Source organism: Mesorhizobium sp. Root102 (assembly GCF_001425625.1).
Classification (GTDB): Bacteria; Pseudomonadota; Alphaproteobacteria; order Rhizobiales; family Rhizobiaceae; genus Mesorhizobium.
In genome coordinates this window covers 76316-92207 of sequence record NZ_LMCP01000046.1, presented here as the reverse complement: position 1 = coordinate 92207, position 15892 = coordinate 76316, and the positions used below count along the sequence as shown (strand labels likewise).

The following is a 15892-nucleotide window of genomic DNA, read 5'->3' as shown; positions in this document are numbered from 1 at the left end:
TGCCGAGCCGTGCAACGGCCGGCACCGGGGAGGTTTACATGCAAAAACGCCGCATTGGCAGGACGGCGCTCGAGGTCACCGAGGTCAGCTTCGGCGGTGCCGCGATCGGCGGTCTCTACCGCGCTTGTTCTCGCGAAGCGGCGATGGAGACGCTGCAGGGCGCCTGGGAAGCCGGCCTGCGCTATTTCGACACCGCACCCTTCTACGGTTTCGGCCTGTCGGAGCGCCGCTTCGGCGACTTCCTGCGCTACAAGCCGCGCGATTCCTATGTGCTTTCCACCAAGGTCGGCCGCCTGTTCCGCCCGGTACCGGACGATCAGGTTCCCGATCACTCCTATGTCGATCCGCTACCCTTCGCGCTCGACTACGACTATTCCTATGACGGCATCATGCGATCGGTCGAGTTCAGCTATGCGCGGCTTGGCCTAAACAGGATAGACATCCTGTTTGTCCACGACATCGGCGTCTACACACACGGTGTCGAGAAGACCAAGCTGCACTTTCGCGAGCTGATGGATGGCGGCCTCAAGGCGCTCGAAGAGTTGAAACGGTCCGGCGTCATTTCCGCTTATGGGCTCGGCGTCAACGAGGTGCAGATTTGTCTCGACGTGATGCGCGAGGCGCCACTCGACTGCATCCTGCTTGCCAGCCGCTATTCGCTGCTCGACCGCAGCGCCGAAGCGGAGTTGCTGCCGCTATGCAGCGCGCAACAGACGTCCTTGGTCATCGGCGGCGTCTTCAACTCCGGCATCCTGGCGACCGGGCCGGTACAAGGCGCGCATTTCGACTACCGTCCTGCCAGCCATGACGTGCTCGACCGCGTCGGTGCGATGGAGCGGATCGCCGCCGAGGGCGGCTATCCGCTGGCGGCGGCTGCGTTCCAGTTCCCCTTGCATGAACCCGCGGTCGCCACCGTGCTGACCGGCACCGCCAAGCTGGCAAACCTGACGCGCAACCTCGAACTGCTCGACATCGACGTGCCGGAGACGGAATACGCCAAATATCGCCCCTACACGCTGGTGCAGGAGCTGGCGTGAAACGCGTATCCACCCCGCGGTGAACGGTGACCCAGACTTCACATTCTTGCGATCCCACAGAAAGAATGAACATTCCATATTGACTGATTTGTGGAATTAATATTCCGTATGCTCGCGGAACGGGAACGGGAGCGTTTGACGACGGCACGGGAGTAGCGGCGCACGATCTTCCCCTGCCCAGACCTCGGCAGGACTGGCGTCAAACACCGCTTGCATCGGCTGGATCGATGCACTATCAAAACAAGGCAACTGTTTTTTATTGATAAAGTTCTGTTTGGGCCACGCCTATCCGGACGGAGCTTCCGTAACGTTCACCGGGCGACTTAGGGAGGAACCTCATGAAATTCGTGACCAGCATTCTCAACCGCCGTGCCGTCATGGCGCTGGCAGCAGCTTCGATGCTCGCCGGCGTCATGCATTCGGCGCCGGTTTCGGCGGCGGACGTGACCATTCCGATCATCGTCAAGGACACCACGTCCTTCTACTGGCAGATCGTTCTGGCCGGCGCCCGCAAGGCCGGCAAGGATCTCGGCGTCAACGTGCCGGAACTCGGCGCCCAGGCTGAAACCGACGTCAACGGCCAGGTCTCGATCCTCGAGAATGCCGTTGCCAGCAACCCGGCGGCGATCGTCATTGCGCCGACCGAGTTCAAGGCGCTTGGCAAGCCGATCGATGAAGCCGCTGCCAAGGTCAAGGTTATCGGCATCGATTCCGGCGCCGACTCCAAGGCCTTCACCTCGTTCCTGACCACCGACAATGTGCAGGGCGGTCGCGTCGCTGCCGACGGCCTCGCGGCCGCCATCGGCGCCGCAAACGGCGGCAAGATCGAGGGCGACGTCGCCCTGATCACCAACGCTCCGGGCGCCGGCTCGCTCGAGCAGCGCAAGCAGGGCTTCACCGAACAGCTGGCCGCCAAATATCCGGGCCTCAAGCTGGTTGCCGACAAATATGCCGATGGCCAGGCCACCACCGGCCTCAACATCGCCACCGACCTGATCACCGCCAACCCGAACCTCAAGGGCATCTTCGCCTCCAACCTGATCATGGCGCAGGGCGTCGGTCAGGCTGTCGCCGAAAACAACCTTGGCGGCAAACTGGCGCTGGTCGGTTTCGACAGCGACGAGAAGCTGATCAAGTTCCTCAACGACGGCGTCATTTCCGCGCTCGTCGTCCAGGATCCGTACCGGATGGGCTATGACGGCATCAAGACCGCGCTTGCCGCCTCGAAGGGCGAAAAGGTCGAGGCCAATGTAGACACCGGCGCCAATCTGGTGACCAAGGACAACATGAAGGACCCCAAGATCGACGCGCTGCTCAACCCGAAGCTTTAAGCCGTCGCATCCGAAACCGTCTCCGGGGCACCGCGCCCCGGAGACTAAGCTGCCAGCACAAACGGCTTGGCAATCCACAAGCTTAAGCTAGGCTGTTTTCGAGGCATATCCTTGCCTCGCCGCGTGCCAATCGTGCGGCCAATCTGGGAGGATTGTCATGATTTCGACGGCGCAGGAACTGCATCCGGCACCCGTGCTGGAATCGGGGCGGACTATCCTCGAACTACGCGGGCTGGAGAAGCGCTATCCCGGCACGCACGCGCTGAAGCCGGTCAATCTTGCTTTCAAATCCGGCGAGATCCACGCCATCGTCGGCGAGAACGGCGCCGGCAAATCCACGCTCATCAAGCTTTTGACCGGCGTGATGCCGCGCACCTCCGGAGAGGTTATCTGGGAGGGCCAGCCGGCTGCCTTGGCGACGCCGCATGAGGCGATGGCGCTCGGCATCAATGCCGTGCACCAGGAGGTCGTGCTGTGCCGTCACCTGACGGTCGCCGCCAACATGTTCCTCGGCGAGGAGAATTCGCGCTTCGGCATCCTGCAGCAGCGCGCCATGGTCAGGCAAGCGCAGAAGATCATCGACGATCTCGGCTTCGACTTGCCGGCGCATGTCACGCTGGGCGACCTCACCATCGGCCAGCAACAGCTGATTGCAGCCGCCCGCGCCACCGTGCGCGGCACCAAATTCCTGATCTTCGACGAGCCGACCGCCTACCTCACCCGCAAGGAGGCCGACCAGCTTTTCACCCTGATCCGCCGGCTGAAGGGCGAAGGCGTGACGATCATCTACATCAGCCATCGCATGGAGGAAGTGTTCGAACTCGCCGACCGTGTTTCCGTGCTGCGTGACGGCACGCTGGTCGGCACCCGCAACATCGCGGAGACCAACGATGCGGAACTGGTCAAGATGATGATCAACCGCTCGATCGAGCAGGTCTACCACAAGGAGCATTTCACGCCGGGTGCCGCGATCATCGAGGCGAGGAACCTGTCCGGCAAGGGCTTCGAGGATGTCTCGATGACGGTTCGCGCCGGCGAGATCGTCGGGCTTTATGGCCTGATCGGCGCCGGGCGCAGCGAGTTCGTCACCACGCTTTACGGCCGCCACCGCAAATCCGCCGGCCAGATTCTGTGGGAAGGCAAGGATGTTCAGGTCAAGTCCGAACATGACGCGATCAAGCTCGGCATGGCGCTGGCACCGGAGAGCCGCCGCGACCAGGGGCTTTGCCTCAACCTGCCGGTCGGCCTCAACCTCAATTTGCCGATCTACAAGCGCATCTCGAACAATCTGCTGATTTCGGGCGCACAGGAGAAGGCGCGGGCCGATCGCCAGATCGCCGATCTGCGCATCAAGACGCCGACACGCGGCGCGCTGGCGTCCAGCCTGTCGGGCGGTAACCAGCAGAAGATCGTCATCGGCAAATGGCTGGCCCACGGCGCCAAGCTGTTCATCTTCGACGAGCCGACGGTCGGGGTCGATGTCGGCACCAAGGCCGAGATCTACCGCCTGTTCGGCGCGCTGTTGTCGAAGGGCGCCGGCATCATCCTGATCTCGTCCTATCTGCCGGAAGTCTACGAACTCGCCGACACGCTGCATGTGTTCCGGCGCGGCAAACTGGTGGCGACGCACGGTTTCCGCGCCSCCAGCCACGAGGACATTCTCACGCAGGCGCTAGCCGAGAAACAAGAAAGGCTGGGAGGACAGATATGAGCACCGAGGCGATTGCTGTCGAAAAACCGAAGCGCAACTACAACGTCCTGTTTGGGCTGACGCTTTTGGCGCTGCTGGTGCTGCTGTGGATCGTGCTTTCCCTGGCCACAACAAGCTTCGCCTCGGGCAACAACATCGCCAATCTTTTGCGCCAGGGCTCGATGATCGCCATCATGGCGGTCGGTCAGACCTTCGTCATCATCACCGGCGGCATCGACCTCTCGGTCGGCGCAGTGGTCGGCTTCGCCACCGTCGTCGTCGCCATGATGATCAATGCCGGCTTCCCCATCTGGCTCGCCATACTGGTGACGCTGCTGGTTGGAGTTGCCATCGGCATGTTCCACGGCTTCGGCATCGTCAAGATGGGCCTGCCTCCCTTCATCATCACACTGGCGACGCTGACCTCGTTGCGCGGCATCGGCCTTTTGATCACCAACGGCAATTCGATCAACATCAACAGCGACACCTTCACCGCGTTCTCGCGCAATTCCTTTATCGGCATCCCCAACCTGTTCTGGATGGTGATCCTGGTCGGCATTCCGGCCTACGTCTTCTTGCATCATAGCCGTTGGGGCCGGTATCTGTTTTCGGTCGGCTCCAACGCCGAGGCCTCGCGCCTGTCCGGCGTCAACGTCCAGCGCACCATCTACATGGCCTACACGCTGTCGGGCCTGTGCGCGGCCTTCGTCGGCGTGCTGCTGGCCGCCCGCATCGGCATCGGCAATCCGACCCAGGCCGAGGGCTGGGAACTGCAGGCGATCGCCTCGTCGGTCATCGGCGGCACCTCGCTGTTCGGCGCCGTCGGCTCGGTGCACGGACCGCTGCTTGGCGCCTTCATCCTGGCCACCATCAACAACGGCGCCAACCTGCTCAACGTCAACTCGTTCTGGCAGCGCATCATCACCGGCGCGCTGATCATCATCATTGTCTATTTCGATGGCCTGCGCCGCCGCGGCAAGTGAGCCAACCCCGCAATCAATCGCCGGCCCGACATGACTGCCGGGCCGGCGATTTTCACTACAGACTGGATTGAAGCATGAAAGCCGTTGTCTGCCGTTCGCCCGGCGACCTTGTCCTGGAAGACCGTCCCGCACCGGACTCACCGCCTCCCGGCTGGGCGCTGGTGGCGGTCAGCCATGTCGGCATCTGCGGCACCGACTACCACATTTTCGAGGGCAAGCACCCGTTCCTCGCCTATCCCCGCATCATGGGCCATGAGGTGTCTGGAACGATCATCGAGACCGGCGAAGGCGTCGATCTGGCCGTTGGCGAGCCGGTCGTCATCAACCCCTATCTTTCCTGCGGCAAGTGCGTCGCCTGCCGGCACGGCAAGCCGAATTGCTGCGTCAGGATCGAGGTGCTCGGCGTGCATCGCGACGGCGCCATGTGCGAACGCATCCTGGTGCCGGCGCAAAATCTCTATCCGGCAAACGGCCTGTCGCTGGCCGACGCCGCTGCCGTCGAATTCCTGGCCATCGGCGCGCATGCCGTGCGGCGTGCCCGCGCCGATCCCCGCGCCCGCACCCTGGTCATCGGTGCCGGCCCCATCGGGCTTGGCACCGCCATCTTCGCCCGCATCGCCGGGCTCGACGTGATGCTGCTCGACATGAGCAGCGAAAGGCTCGCCTTCGCCGCGAATGCGCTTGGTTTCCAGACCCTCGACGGCTCACGCGGCTCAGCACCCGATCTGGTCAGGGAGGCGACATCAGGCGAAGGCTTCGATGTGGTCTTCGACGCCACCGGCAACACCCAGTCGGTGCAGTCGGCCTTCGCCCATGTCGCGCATGGCGGGACACTGGTGCTGGTCAGCGTCGTCAAGGACGACATCAGCTTTTCCGATCCGGAATTCCACAAGCGCGAGATGACATTGATCGGCAGCCGCAACGCGCTACGCGCCGACTTCGACCATGTCGCCGCCTCGATCCGCAACGGCGCCGTGCCGATGGCCAAGCTCGTCACCCACCGCACCACGCTCTCCGACACGCCGCGCGATCTCGCTCACTGGGCGCATGAGAAATCCGGCCTGATCAAGGCTGTGATCGAGGTGGGGTCATAACATGGCAGGCGGTGAACCCGGCCCGAATTGACGACGCCCCGCGCAGGTCGAAGGCGGCCCTCAAACGCCAAGACGCTGACAAGTGAGCGCGACCGAGTTGGTCTGATATCAGCGTGGGTCAGATAATCACGGTCTCGTACAAGGCCGGCACTCCCTACAGCGCCGACAATTTGAGTTCCACCCGCTCGGCTGGGAAGCGCGACTCGGAAAACTGGATCGGCTGGCCGTCCGGCGTGACGTTGACGGCGACGGTGACCAGCACGATGGCGCCCGGCTGCAGATCGAGATCGGCAAGGTCGGCCGCATCGGCATGGCGCGCCGACAGCACGGTCGATTGCCTGAGATAGTCGTCTATGCCGAACCGCGCCAGCGACGCGGTGATCGAGCCGGTCTCAGCCATCGCGGCATCGATACCGGCAAAGCGCCTGGCATCGAACCAGCCGGCAGCGCGCGACACCGGCCGTCCATCGGCTTCGCCACGTGTTTCCAGACGGATCACCTCAGCCCCCCTGGCAAGGCCAAGGCCCTCGGCGACGCGCTGGCTGGCCGGCTCGACCGACGAGGCGAGCAGGACGATGTGCCTTTCCGTCGTCTGCCCTTGCAGGCCTGTCGAAAAGCGTGTGCGCGCGCCGATCGGATAGGACAGCCTTTTGCGCGACAGCACGAAAGTCCCGCGTCCCTGCTCGGCCCGCAGCACGCCTTCCTGCACAAGCGCTGCTATGGCGCTGCGCACCGTGTGGCGATTGACGCCATACCGCTCAGCCAGTGCCACCTCAGGCGGCAGCGGGGCATTTTCGGCGAAATCGCCGATGGCGATCGCATGCAGGATCTTGTCGGCGATCTGCCGCCACAGCGAAACGCCGCTGCGCCGCTCGATGCTGTCCGCTGCCAGCCGCCCGACCATTGATTGCCCCCAGCCTTCTAGCGCGCGGTCTTCTACCGTCATCCACCCGTCATGGACACGCGCTAGATAATAGGTATAATTTGTATAATTGTCTATATCAATAGACAAATTTAGCCACAAGGATTATTGCTCATGCGAGGACAGGAAGCCCGCGACCAGGTCGAACGCAAGGCCGCCATGGCGACGCTGGCGCAATCCAGCGGCGACGACATCGTGCGGTTCTGGAACGAGGCCGGATTGCCTTCGGACGCTGAACTGCTGCGCGGCCCCGAGACAGGCTTGGTCACCTTGCGCGGCCGCATCGGCGGTGGCGGCGCGCCCTTCAATGTCGGCGAGGCGACCGTCACCCGCGCCACGGTCCGCCTGCCGTCCGGACAGGTCGGCCATTGCTATGCCCTTGGCCGGGACAAGCAGAAGGCGAAGCTGGCGGCCATCGCCGACGCACTGTGGCAGGACCCTGGCCACCGCGCCAAAGTCGAGACCGGGCTGATAGCGCCCCTGCGGTCGGCTCTGACCGCGACACATGAAAAACGCCGCGCCGAGACGGCGGCAACGAAGGTGGATTTCTTCACCATGGTTCGCGGAGAAGACTGATGGACATTGCGGCGCAATCGATCGAAGGCGGTTTCGCCGATCCGGTCTTCAATGCCCAGACCGTGTTCCGGGCGGTCATGGACGCGATGGCGCGGCCAGGCAGCGTACAGCCGCTGCCGGCCCTCGCCCGCCCGCCGGCGCCGCTCTCGGCAAGCGCCTGCGCCATCGCGCTGGCGCTTTGCGACAACGACACACCGCTGTGGCTCGACCCTGCTTTGCAGGCTTCCACTGCCATCAAATCCTGGCTTGGTTTCCACACCGGCGCGCCATTGGCCAACACGCCAGCCGATGCGCATTTCGCTCTGATCGCCACGCCGGCCGAGATGATGTCGTTGGACGGCTTTTCACAGGGCACGCAGGACTACCCCGACCGCTCGACCACGCTGATCCTGCAGGTCAGCGATCTCGTCTCCGGCACGCCGCTGTTGCTCGAAGGTCCCGGCATCGAAACCAGCGCCACGATTGCGCCGGCGCAGATGCCGCGCCATTTCGTCGAGCAGTGGAAGCAGAATATCAAGCGCTTTCCGCGCGGCGTCGACATCATCCTCGCCACCGCTGATGGCATTGCTTGCTTGCCGCGCACGACTCGCATCAAGACGATGGAGGCGTAAGATGTATGTTGCGGTAAAAGGTGGCGAAGCGGCCATTGCCAATGCCCACAGCCTGCTTGCCGACCGCCGGCGCGGCGACCGTTCGGTGCCGGCCCTTCGCCTCGACCAGATCATCGAGCAGCTGGCGCTCGGCGTCGACCGGGTGATGAGCGAAGGCTCGCTCTACGACCGTGAGCTGGCTGCCTTGGCAATCGCCCAGGCGCGCGGCGACATGATCGAGGCGATCTTCCTGGTCCGCGCCTATCGCACGACGCTGCCGCGCTTCGGCTACACCAAGCCGATCGATACCGCCAACATGCTGGTCGAGCGGCGCGTCTCGGCGACCTACAAGGACCTGCCCGGCGGCCAGTTGCTCGGGCCCACCTTCGACTACACCCACCGGCTGCTCGATCCCGAGCTTGCCGCCGGCGGCGATGTTGCCGAGCCGTTGCAGCGCGAGACGGAGGCGCAAGCCATGCCGCGCGTTTCGGCGATCCTCGCCCGCGAAGGCTTGATCGAGCCGGACGGCGACATGCCGCAAGACCATGTCCCCGGCGACATCACCCGCGAACCGCTGGAGTTCCCGATGGCGCGCGACATCCGCCTGCAGGCGCTGTCGCGCGGCGACGAGGGTTTCCTGCTGGGGCTCGGTTATTCCACGCAGCGTGGCTATGCCCGCAACCATCCCTTCGTCGGCGAGATCCGCGTCGGCGAGGTCGAGCTCGAACTCGACGTACCGGAACTGCCCTTCGCTGTGCCGCTCGGTACTGTCCGCGTTACCGAATGCCAGATGGTCAACCAGTTCAAAGGATCGGTCAAGGCGCCGCCGCAATTCACCCGCGGCTACGGGCTCGTCTTCGGCCAAAGCGAGCGCAAGGCGATGGCGATGGCGCTATGCGACCGGGCGCTGCGCGCCTCCGAGCTCGGTGAGGATGTCGTCGCCGCTGCCCAGGACGAGGAGTTCGTCATCTCGCATTCCGACAACGTCCAGGCGACCGGCTTTGTCGAGCATTTGAAGCTGCCGCATTATGTCGACTTCCAGGCCGAACTCGATCTCGTGCGCCGCATGCGCGCCGAATACGACGCGCGCGAAAACCCCGCGAAGGTCGAAGAGAAGCAGGAGGCCGCAGAATGATCGAAGGCCTGTCCCACATGACTTTCATCGTCCGCGACCTCGACCGGATGACCGAAATCCTCGAGGGCGTATTCGACGCGCGCGAAGTCTATGCCAGCGACGCCAAGCAGTTCTCGCTGTCGCGCGAAAAATTCTTCCTGATCGGCGACATCTGGATCGCCATCATGGAGGGCGAGCCCTTGCCGGAGCGCAGCTACAACCACATCGCCTTCAAGATCGATGACGTCGATTTCGACCGCTACGCCGAGCGCGTCGGCAAGCTTGGGCTCGACATGCGCCCGCCGCGCCCACGCGTCGAGGGCGAAGGCCGCTCGATCTATTTCTACGACGACGACAACCACATGTTCGAACTGCACACCGGCACGCTCAATGAGCGGCTGGCGCGCTACGCCAAGGGACTTGAGGTCGCATCATGACCGACATCGCCACCTACAACTTCGCCTACCTCGACGAGCAGACCAAGCGGATGATCCGCCGGGCGATCCTCAAGGGCATCGCCATTCCCGGCTATCAGGTGCCGTTCGCTTCGCGTGAAATGCCGATGCCCTATGGCTGGGGCACGGGCGGCGTCCAGGTCACCGCCTCGATCATCGGTCCCGACGATGTCTTGAAGGTGATCGATCAGGGCGCCGACGACACCACCAACGCGGTCTCGATCCGCGCCTTCTTCAAGAAGGTCGCCAATGTCGCTGTCACCACCGATACCGCCAGCGCCACCATCATCCAGACCCGCCACCGCATTCCCGAACACCCGCTCACCGCGGGCCAGGTGCTGGTCTATCAGGTGCCTATCCCGGAGCCGCTGCGCTTCCTCGAACCGCGCGAGACCGAAACGCGAAAAATGCATGCGCTGGAGGAATACGGCCTCATGCATGTGAAGCTGTACGAAGACATCGCCAAGCACGGCCGCATCGCCACCACCTATGCCTATCCGGTCAAGGTCGAGGGCCGCTACGTAATGGACCCGTCGCCGACGCCGAAATTCGACAATCCCAAGATGCACCGCTCGCCGGCGCTGCAGTTGTTCGGCGCCGGGCGCGAAAAGCGCATCTATGCGGTGCCCCCCTTCACCGAAGTGGTCAGCCTCGACTTCGAGGATCATCCCTTCGAGGTGCAGACCTTCGACCAGCCCTGCGCACTGTGCGCGGCCGAGAATGTCTATCTCGACGAGGTCATCCTCGACGACCATGGCGGTCACATGTTCGTCTGCTCCGATACCGATCACTGCGAGAAGCGGCGGGCGGACGGCCATCGCGGCCACCTCGCACCAGAGACCATGGAGCCGGCGCAATGACCGACGAACCGTTGCTGCGCGTCTCGGCGCTGTCCAAGTTCTATGGCTCGCGCGTCGGCTGCGACAACGTCTCCTTCGACCTGTGGCCGGGCGAGGTCCTGGCTGTCGTCGGCGAATCCGGCTCCGGCAAGACGACGTTGCTCAACTGCTTGTCGACGCGGCTGCTGCCCAGTTCCGGCACCGCCAGCTACCGCATGCGCGACGGCCAGTTCCGCGAGCTCTACCGCATGAGCGAGACCGAGCGCCGCTTCTTGATGCGCACCGACTGGGGGTTTGTCCACCAGAACCCGGCCGACGGCCTGCGCATGACGGTATCGGCGGGTGCCAATGTCGGCGAGCGGCTGATGGCGGTCGGTGATCGCCACTACGGCAAGATCCGCGCCACGGCCGTCGACTGGCTGTCGCGCGTCGAGATCGACGAGGACCGCGTCGACGACGAGCCGCGCGCCTTTTCCGGCGGCATGCGCCAGCGCCTGCAGATCGCCCGCAACCTCGTCACCGGGCCACGGCTGGTGTTTATGGACGAACCGACAGGCGGCCTCGACGTCTCGGTGCAGGCGCGCCTGCTCGACCTGCTGCGCGGTCTGGTTACCGATCTTGGTCTGGCGGCGATCGTCGTCACCCACGATCTTGCCGTGGCGCGGCTGTTGTCGCAGCGCATGATGGTGATGAAGGACGGCCGCGTCGTCGAAAGCGGCCTCACCGACCGCGTGCTCGACGACCCGCGCGCGCCCTACACCCAGCTCCTCGTCTCCTCCATCTTGCAGGTTTAACCATGGCGACGCCCCTTGTTGTCTCAGACGTCGCCAAGAGCTTCACCATGCATCTGCGCGACGGCATCAGACTGCCCGTTGTCTCCGGCGTCTCGTTCTCGATCAGGGCCGGCGAATGCACCGTGCTCGGCGGTCCCTCCGGTGCCGGCAAGAGCTCGATCCTGAAGATGCTCTACGGCAACTACGCCGTCGACGAAGGCCAGATCATCGTCACGCACGATGACGGGCTGATCGACCTCGCCACCGCCAGTCCGCGCACCGTGCTTGCGGTCCGCCGGCAAACGATCGGCTATGTCAGCCAGTTCCTGCGCACCGTGCCGCGCGTCTCGGCATTGGATGTCGTCGCCGAACCCCTGGTCGAGCGCGGCGAGGACCGCGAAGTAGCCAGAGGCAAGGCACGCGCCTTGCTGGCCCAGCTCAACCTGCCGGAGAAACTTTGGGCATTGCCGCCGGCGACCTTCTCCGGCGGCGAGCAGCAGCGCGTCAACATCGCGCGCGGCTTCATCACCGAGCACCCGATCCTGCTGCTCGACGAGCCGACCGCTTCGCTCGATGCCAGGAATCGCGATGTCGTGATCGAACTCATCGCCGCCAAGAAAGCGGCTGATGTCGCCCTGCTCGGTATCTTCCACGACCACGACGTGCGCGAGGCGGTTGCCGACCGCGTCATCGACGTCACCGCTTTCGCTCCCGGAAAGATCGCCGCATGACGAGGAAATTGTCGGAGACACCGCTGGTCCACCCGACGGCGGAGGTGCAGAACACGACGCTCGGCCGCTGGACCGAGATCGCCGACCGCAGCCGGGTCTCGGAAAGCGAACTCGGCGACTATTCCTACATGATGCAGGATTGCGCAGTCTGGTGCGCAACGATCGGCAAGTTCTCCAACATTGCAGCCAGCGTGCGCATCAACGCCACCAACCACCCGACCTGGCGGCCGACGCTGCACCATTTCACCTATCGCGCCTCGGACTACTGGGACGACGCCGAGCACGAGAGCGAGTTCTTCGCCCAGCGCCGCGCCAGGCGGGTCACCGTCGGCCATGACACCTGGCTCGGCCACGGCTCGACCATCCTGCCCGGCGTCACCGTCGGCGATGGCGCCGCGGTTGGCGCCGGTGCTGTCGTGTCGAAAGATGTCGCCCCCTACACCATCGTCGCCGGCGTGCCGGCAAAACCGATCCGCGAGCGCTTCGATCGCCGCACCGCCGAACGCTACCAGGCGCTCGCCTGGTGGGACTGGGACCATGCAAGGCTGCGCGCTTCACTCGACGATTTCCGGGAACTTTCGGCCGAGGCGTTCCTGGAAAAATACGGCTGATCAAGCGACACTCACGGCCGTTTGGCGCTTCAACAAATTACCATCGAAACATAGCGCGTGTGACAACACGAATATTTTCGAACAAGCTTAATGTCCCAGCAATAGATGCCGACTAGTCATGGCCTATGGGTAACGGTCAGCAATTTCTATTAGTGGTTCTCTGTATCGGAATTGTGCTGGTCGCGCTTGGGCTTTCGATCGTGGGGCGTAGTATCTACCGGTGGAGCGAAGCTGGCCCCGGTGCGGTGATCGTGGCGACGCTGTTTGGATTGGCTCTATTAGCGGCTGGGCTGGTAATCCTCTTCGTATTGTTTGTTGCTAGTAACATGGGCTGCTTCAACTGCTAGGGGTTCTAGACGATCCGTCTGTTAGATAATCGACCCCGGCCTTCATATCCTTGACACAGGACTCAGACAGGAGGCCATCTCCCCAAGGAGATCGCCATGCCCGAAACCGTCAGACCATCGCTCGCCGGATTCTTTGCCGGCTCAAATCCGAAGCCGCCGGTTCATCTCGGCACGCGCTACGACACATCAGGCAATTTCCTGATCGAGCCCGGCAACACGGTCGTCAGCCACCTCGTCAGCGGTTCATCGTCGGAGGCTGTGGTGCTTGCGGTGCGCGACCGTATGCTGGCGATGCAAGACGCCGACCGGCTGGCTTTCACGCCCGTCTCCAGCCTGCACATGACGCTGTTCCAGGGCATCATCGAATATCGCCGCAGGCTTCCTTACTGGCCGCAGGACGTGCCTCTCGACACCAGCATCGACGCCATGACCCGCCTCTATCTGGAACGGTTGAAGGGCTTCGAGGGCTTCGGCCCCTTCAACATCAAGGTGGTCGAGGTCGTGCCGACCGGCCTCACCGTTGCCGGCGCGACGGACGACGACGTGCGTATCATGCGTCAATGGCGCGACGCACTGGCCGTGCCGTTCGGCTACCGGCATCCTGATCACGACGCCTACGTCTTCCACATCACCTTCGCCTACCAGATCCAGCGCCTTGCAGACGACCGTGCGGCAGCGTGGCAGGCGCTGTTCGACGATTGCCTGGCACTTTTCGACCGGCAGGCACCAGAGATCGAGATCAAGGCGCCCGCCTTCTGCGCCTTCCGAGGCATGAAGCATTTCGAGGAATTGCAGGTGCTCGGCTGATCGCCAGCCAGGCGCCGGTCGTCGCGCCTGTGGAGCGTAACAAAACTGACATCACCGCGACACGGCAGGTTCATGTGGCTGCGTTAGGCGAGAGCCTGACGATCAATGGTCCGGACTGGAACCTGCCCCCATGCCAGCAACCTCTGCCACGCTCGAAATCCGCGGTATCACCCGACGATTCGGCAAGAACACTGCCGTCAGCGACATCAACATCGCGATCCCGCAGGGTCAGATGGTTGGCATTATCGGCCGTTCGGGCGCCGGCAAATCAACCCTTCTTCGCATGATCAACCGTCTCATCGATCCCAGCCAGGGGGCGATTTTTTTTGACGGCGCCGAGGTCTCCCGGTTGCGCGGCTCGCCGCTGCGGCGCTGGCAGCGTGACTGCGCCATGATTTTCCAGCAGTTCAACCTGGTGCCGCGCCTCGACGTGCTGACCAATGTGCTGCTCGGCAAGCTCAACCACCGTTCGACCATGGTGAACCTGCTCGGCATCTTCTCCAGGGAGGAACGGGCCGAGGCAATGGCAGCACTGGAACGTCTCGACATCGCACGCACAGCGCTGCAGCCAGCCGGCACCCTGTCGGGCGGCCAGCAGCAGCGTGTCGCGATTGCTCGCGCCATGATGCAGCAACCCAAGGTGATCCTTGCCGACGAGCCGATCGCCTCACTTGACCCGCTTAACGCCAAGGTGGTGATGGACTCGCTGCAGGACATCAATCTGCGCGAAGGCATCACCGTCGTCACCAATCTCCACACGCTGGACACCGCCCGCACCTATTGCAGCCGCATCATCGGCATGGCCGCCGGCAAGGTCGTCTTCGACGGCCCGCCCGAGGACCTCAACCGCGAGGCCGTGCGCATGGTCTACGGCGCCGACAGCAGCGGCGGCGAAATCTCCGAGGCCATCACCTCGACCAGTGTCGTCATCAAGCAAAAAATCGCCGCATCCGCCGGACCGCTTGAGCCAGCCTTTCCTGGTTACTGAGCGACCTGGATCGCCAGCCCGCGTCAAGGGCATCGTATCCCAACGCAGCCGGCGCGATGCCGGAATCAACAGGAGAGACGCCAAATGTTTAGAAAGATATTTTTCGGTGCCGTTTCCGCCATGACCATAGCGATTGGCGCGGCACAAGCACAGGACCTAAAGGAATTCCGCATCGGCATTCTCGGCGGTGAGAATGAAGCGGACCGTCTGCGCAACTACCAGTGCTTCGCCGATCACATCAAGCAGGTCCTCGGTGTGGAGAAGGTTTCGATGTTCCCCGCCGCCGATTATGATGGCGTTATCCAGGGCCTGCTCGGTGGCACGCTCGACTATGCCGAACTCGGCGCTTCCGGCTACGCCAAGGTGTATCTCGAAAACAAGGACGCGGTTCAGCCGATCCTGACCACGGTGCAGACAGACGGTTCCATGGGCTACCACTCGGTCATGGTCGCCCGGGCGGATTCCGGCATCAAAACGCTTGCCGACATGAAGGGCAAGAAGCTCGGTTTCGCCGATCCGGATTCGACTTCGGGTTATCTGATCCCGGTGACTGCGCTGCCCAAGGACATCGGGATGGACGTCAAGGGCTATTTCGCCTCGACCGGTTTCGGCGGCGGCCATGAGCAGCTCGTGCTTGAAGTGCTGAAGGGCACCTTCGACGCGGGCACCACCTGGGCTTCCGGCGTCGGCGACTTCAAGGACGGCTATACCTCGGGCAATCTGCGCAAGATGGTCGAGAAGGGCGTCCTCAAAATGGACGACCTCGTGGAATTGTGGCAATCGCCGCTGATTCCGAACGGCCCGCTGGTCGTGCGCACATCACTCGACGCCGGCGTCAAGCAAAAGATCACCGATTTCCTGACCAAGCTTCCGCAAACAGATCCGGCCTGCTTCTCGGCGGTCGAGGGCGGCGATTTCACGGGCTTTGCGCCGGTCACTCCAGAATTCTATCAGGCAATCATCGACGCCCGTAAGGCGAAGATCGGCTCGTAGGCCGAGTATCA

Annotated in this window: 17 protein-coding genes; 16 read left to right on the top strand and 1 reads right to left on the bottom strand. The window is 63.4% G+C overall.

Features of this window, described 5'->3' with window-relative positions:
* Window positions 1–38: 38 nt before the first annotated feature.
* The 5 genes from ASD12_RS28720 to ASD12_RS28700 all read left to right on the top strand — a co-directional run bounded on the left by ASD12_RS28720 (window position 39) and on the right by ASD12_RS28700 (window position 6135).
* On the top strand, window positions 39–1037 hold the full coding sequence (locus ASD12_RS28720; RefSeq protein WP_056594859.1) for an aldo/keto reductase: 999 nt from the start codon (window positions 39–41) through the stop codon (window positions 1035–1037).
* Window positions 1038–1375: 338 nt separating this feature from the next.
* Window positions 1376–2368, top strand: a complete 993-nt coding sequence (locus tag ASD12_RS28715) for an ABC transporter substrate-binding protein (RefSeq protein WP_013529529.1) — start codon at window positions 1376–1378, stop codon at window positions 2366–2368.
* A 157-nt stretch (window positions 2369–2525) separates the two neighbouring features.
* Window positions 2526–4079 (top strand): sugar ABC transporter ATP-binding protein, encoded by a 1554-nt coding sequence (locus ASD12_RS28710; RefSeq protein ID WP_056594852.1) that lies wholly within the window; start codon window positions 2526–2528, stop codon window positions 4077–4079.
* Window positions 4076–5041 carry an ABC transporter permease gene (locus ASD12_RS28705; protein ID WP_056594850.1) on the top strand — a complete coding sequence of 322 codons (966 nt, stop codon included), beginning with the start codon at window positions 4076–4078 and terminating at the stop codon, window positions 5039–5041. The genes ASD12_RS28710 and ASD12_RS28705 overlap by 4 nt, the downstream gene beginning before the upstream one ends.
* 74 nt (window positions 5042–5115) lie before the next feature.
* Entirely contained in the window at window positions 5116–6135 is a 1020-nt protein-coding gene (locus tag ASD12_RS28700) for a zinc-binding alcohol dehydrogenase family protein (RefSeq protein WP_056594848.1), read from the top strand.
* Between the two features lie 154 nt (window positions 6136–6289).
* On the opposite strand, the gene phnF is transcribed toward ASD12_RS28700, so the two are convergent.
* The gene (gene phnF, locus ASD12_RS28695) at window positions 6290–7039 is read right to left on the bottom strand and encodes a phosphonate metabolism transcriptional regulator PhnF (protein WP_056594846.1); all 750 of its coding nucleotides are present in this window, start codon (window positions 7037–7039) and stop codon (window positions 6290–6292) included.
* A 132-nt stretch (window positions 7040–7171) separates the two neighbouring features.
* Here phnF and phnG point away from each other — a divergent pair, with 132 nt between their 5' ends.
* The 11 genes from phnG to phnD all read left to right on the top strand — a co-directional run bounded on the left by phnG (window position 7172) and on the right by phnD (window position 15881).
* Window positions 7172–7633, top strand: coding sequence for a phosphonate C-P lyase system protein PhnG (phnG, locus tag ASD12_RS28690; protein WP_056594843.1), 462 nt, complete (start codon window positions 7172–7174; stop codon window positions 7631–7633).
* On the top strand, window positions 7633–8244 hold the full coding sequence (phnH, locus tag ASD12_RS28685) for a phosphonate C-P lyase system protein PhnH (protein WP_056594841.1): 612 nt from the start codon (window positions 7633–7635) through the stop codon (window positions 8242–8244). Before phnG ends, phnH begins: the two co-directional genes overlap by 1 nt.
* Window position 8245: 1 nt before the next feature.
* Window positions 8246–9358: a carbon-phosphorus lyase complex subunit PhnI gene (locus ASD12_RS28680; RefSeq protein ID WP_056594839.1), complete on the top strand. Its 1113-nt coding sequence runs from the start codon at window positions 8246–8248 to the stop codon at window positions 9356–9358.
* Window positions 9355–9774, top strand: a complete 420-nt coding sequence (fosX, locus tag ASD12_RS28675) for a FosX/FosE/FosI family fosfomycin resistance hydrolase (RefSeq protein WP_056594837.1) — start codon at window positions 9355–9357, stop codon at window positions 9772–9774. The genes ASD12_RS28680 and fosX overlap by 4 nt, the downstream gene beginning before the upstream one ends.
* A complete protein-coding gene (locus ASD12_RS28670) occupies window positions 9771–10652 on the top strand; it encodes an alpha-D-ribose 1-methylphosphonate 5-phosphate C-P-lyase PhnJ (RefSeq protein WP_056594835.1) in 882 nt (293 codons plus the stop codon). Before fosX ends, ASD12_RS28670 begins: the two co-directional genes overlap by 4 nt.
* Window positions 10649–11425 (top strand): phosphonate C-P lyase system protein PhnK, encoded by a 777-nt coding sequence (phnK, locus tag ASD12_RS28665; RefSeq protein ID WP_056594833.1) that lies wholly within the window; start codon window positions 10649–10651, stop codon window positions 11423–11425. The genes ASD12_RS28670 and phnK overlap by 4 nt, the downstream gene beginning before the upstream one ends.
* A 2-nt stretch (window positions 11426–11427) precedes the next feature.
* Complete coding sequence (phnL, locus tag ASD12_RS28660; protein ID WP_056594831.1) at window positions 11428–12135, top strand: phosphonate C-P lyase system protein PhnL; 708 nt, start codon at window positions 11428–11430, stop codon at window positions 12133–12135.
* Window positions 12132–12746, top strand: a complete 615-nt coding sequence (locus ASD12_RS28655; RefSeq protein ID WP_056594829.1) for a DapH/DapD/GlmU-related protein — start codon at window positions 12132–12134, stop codon at window positions 12744–12746. Before phnL ends, ASD12_RS28655 begins: the two co-directional genes overlap by 4 nt.
* A 443-nt stretch (window positions 12747–13189) precedes the next feature.
* Window positions 13190–13900: a DUF1868 domain-containing protein gene (locus ASD12_RS28645; protein WP_056594825.1), complete on the top strand. Its 711-nt coding sequence runs from the start codon at window positions 13190–13192 to the stop codon at window positions 13898–13900.
* Window positions 13901–14030: 130 nt separating this feature from the next.
* Window positions 14031–14888, top strand: a complete 858-nt coding sequence (gene phnC, locus ASD12_RS28640; RefSeq protein ID WP_056594818.1) for a phosphonate ABC transporter ATP-binding protein — start codon at window positions 14031–14033, stop codon at window positions 14886–14888.
* A gap of 84 nt (window positions 14889–14972) precedes the next feature.
* Window positions 14973–15881: a phosphonate ABC transporter substrate-binding protein gene (gene phnD / locus ASD12_RS28635; RefSeq protein WP_056594816.1), complete on the top strand. Its 909-nt coding sequence runs from the start codon at window positions 14973–14975 to the stop codon at window positions 15879–15881.
* Window positions 15882–15892 lie beyond the last annotated feature (11 nt).

What these genes read in the sequence shown, in the direction of transcription:
- ASD12_RS28720 (WP_056594859.1), top strand. Translation starts at nt 39, where the DNA reads ATGCAAAAACGCCGCATTGGCAGGACGGCGCTCGAGGTCACCGAGGTC.
- ASD12_RS28700 (WP_056594848.1), top strand. Translation starts at nt 5,116, where the DNA reads ATGAAAGCCGTTGTCTGCCGTTCGCCCGGCGACCTTGTCCTGGAAGAC.
- ASD12_RS28680 (WP_056594839.1), top strand. Translation starts at nt 8,246, where the DNA reads ATGTATGTTGCGGTAAAAGGTGGCGAAGCGGCCATTGCCAATGCCCAC.
- ASD12_RS28715 (WP_013529529.1), top strand. Translation starts at nt 1,376, where the DNA reads ATGAAATTCGTGACCAGCATTCTCAACCGCCGTGCCGTCATGGCGCTG.
- phnF (WP_056594846.1), bottom strand. Translation starts at nt 7,039, where the DNA reads ATGGTCGGGCGGCTGGCAGCGGACAGCATCGAGCGGCGCAGCGGCGTT.
- phnG (WP_056594843.1), top strand. Translation starts at nt 7,172, where the DNA reads ATGCGAGGACAGGAAGCCCGCGACCAGGTCGAACGCAAGGCCGCCATG.
- ASD12_RS28645 (WP_056594825.1), top strand. Translation starts at nt 13,190, where the DNA reads ATGCCCGAAACCGTCAGACCATCGCTCGCCGGATTCTTTGCCGGCTCA.
- phnC (WP_056594818.1), top strand. Translation starts at nt 14,031, where the DNA reads ATGCCAGCAACCTCTGCCACGCTCGAAATCCGCGGTATCACCCGACGA.
- phnH (WP_056594841.1), top strand. Translation starts at nt 7,633, where the DNA reads ATGGACATTGCGGCGCAATCGATCGAAGGCGGTTTCGCCGATCCGGTC.
- fosX (WP_056594837.1), top strand. Translation starts at nt 9,355, where the DNA reads ATGATCGAAGGCCTGTCCCACATGACTTTCATCGTCCGCGACCTCGAC.
- ASD12_RS28670 (WP_056594835.1), top strand. Translation starts at nt 9,771, where the DNA reads ATGACCGACATCGCCACCTACAACTTCGCCTACCTCGACGAGCAGACC.
- phnK (WP_056594833.1), top strand. Translation starts at nt 10,649, where the DNA reads ATGACCGACGAACCGTTGCTGCGCGTCTCGGCGCTGTCCAAGTTCTAT.
- ASD12_RS28705 (WP_056594850.1), top strand. Translation starts at nt 4,076, where the DNA reads ATGAGCACCGAGGCGATTGCTGTCGAAAAACCGAAGCGCAACTACAAC.
- phnD (WP_056594816.1), top strand. Translation starts at nt 14,973, where the DNA reads ATGTTTAGAAAGATATTTTTCGGTGCCGTTTCCGCCATGACCATAGCG.
- phnL (WP_056594831.1), top strand. Translation starts at nt 11,428, where the DNA reads ATGGCGACGCCCCTTGTTGTCTCAGACGTCGCCAAGAGCTTCACCATG.
- ASD12_RS28655 (WP_056594829.1), top strand. Translation starts at nt 12,132, where the DNA reads ATGACGAGGAAATTGTCGGAGACACCGCTGGTCCACCCGACGGCGGAG.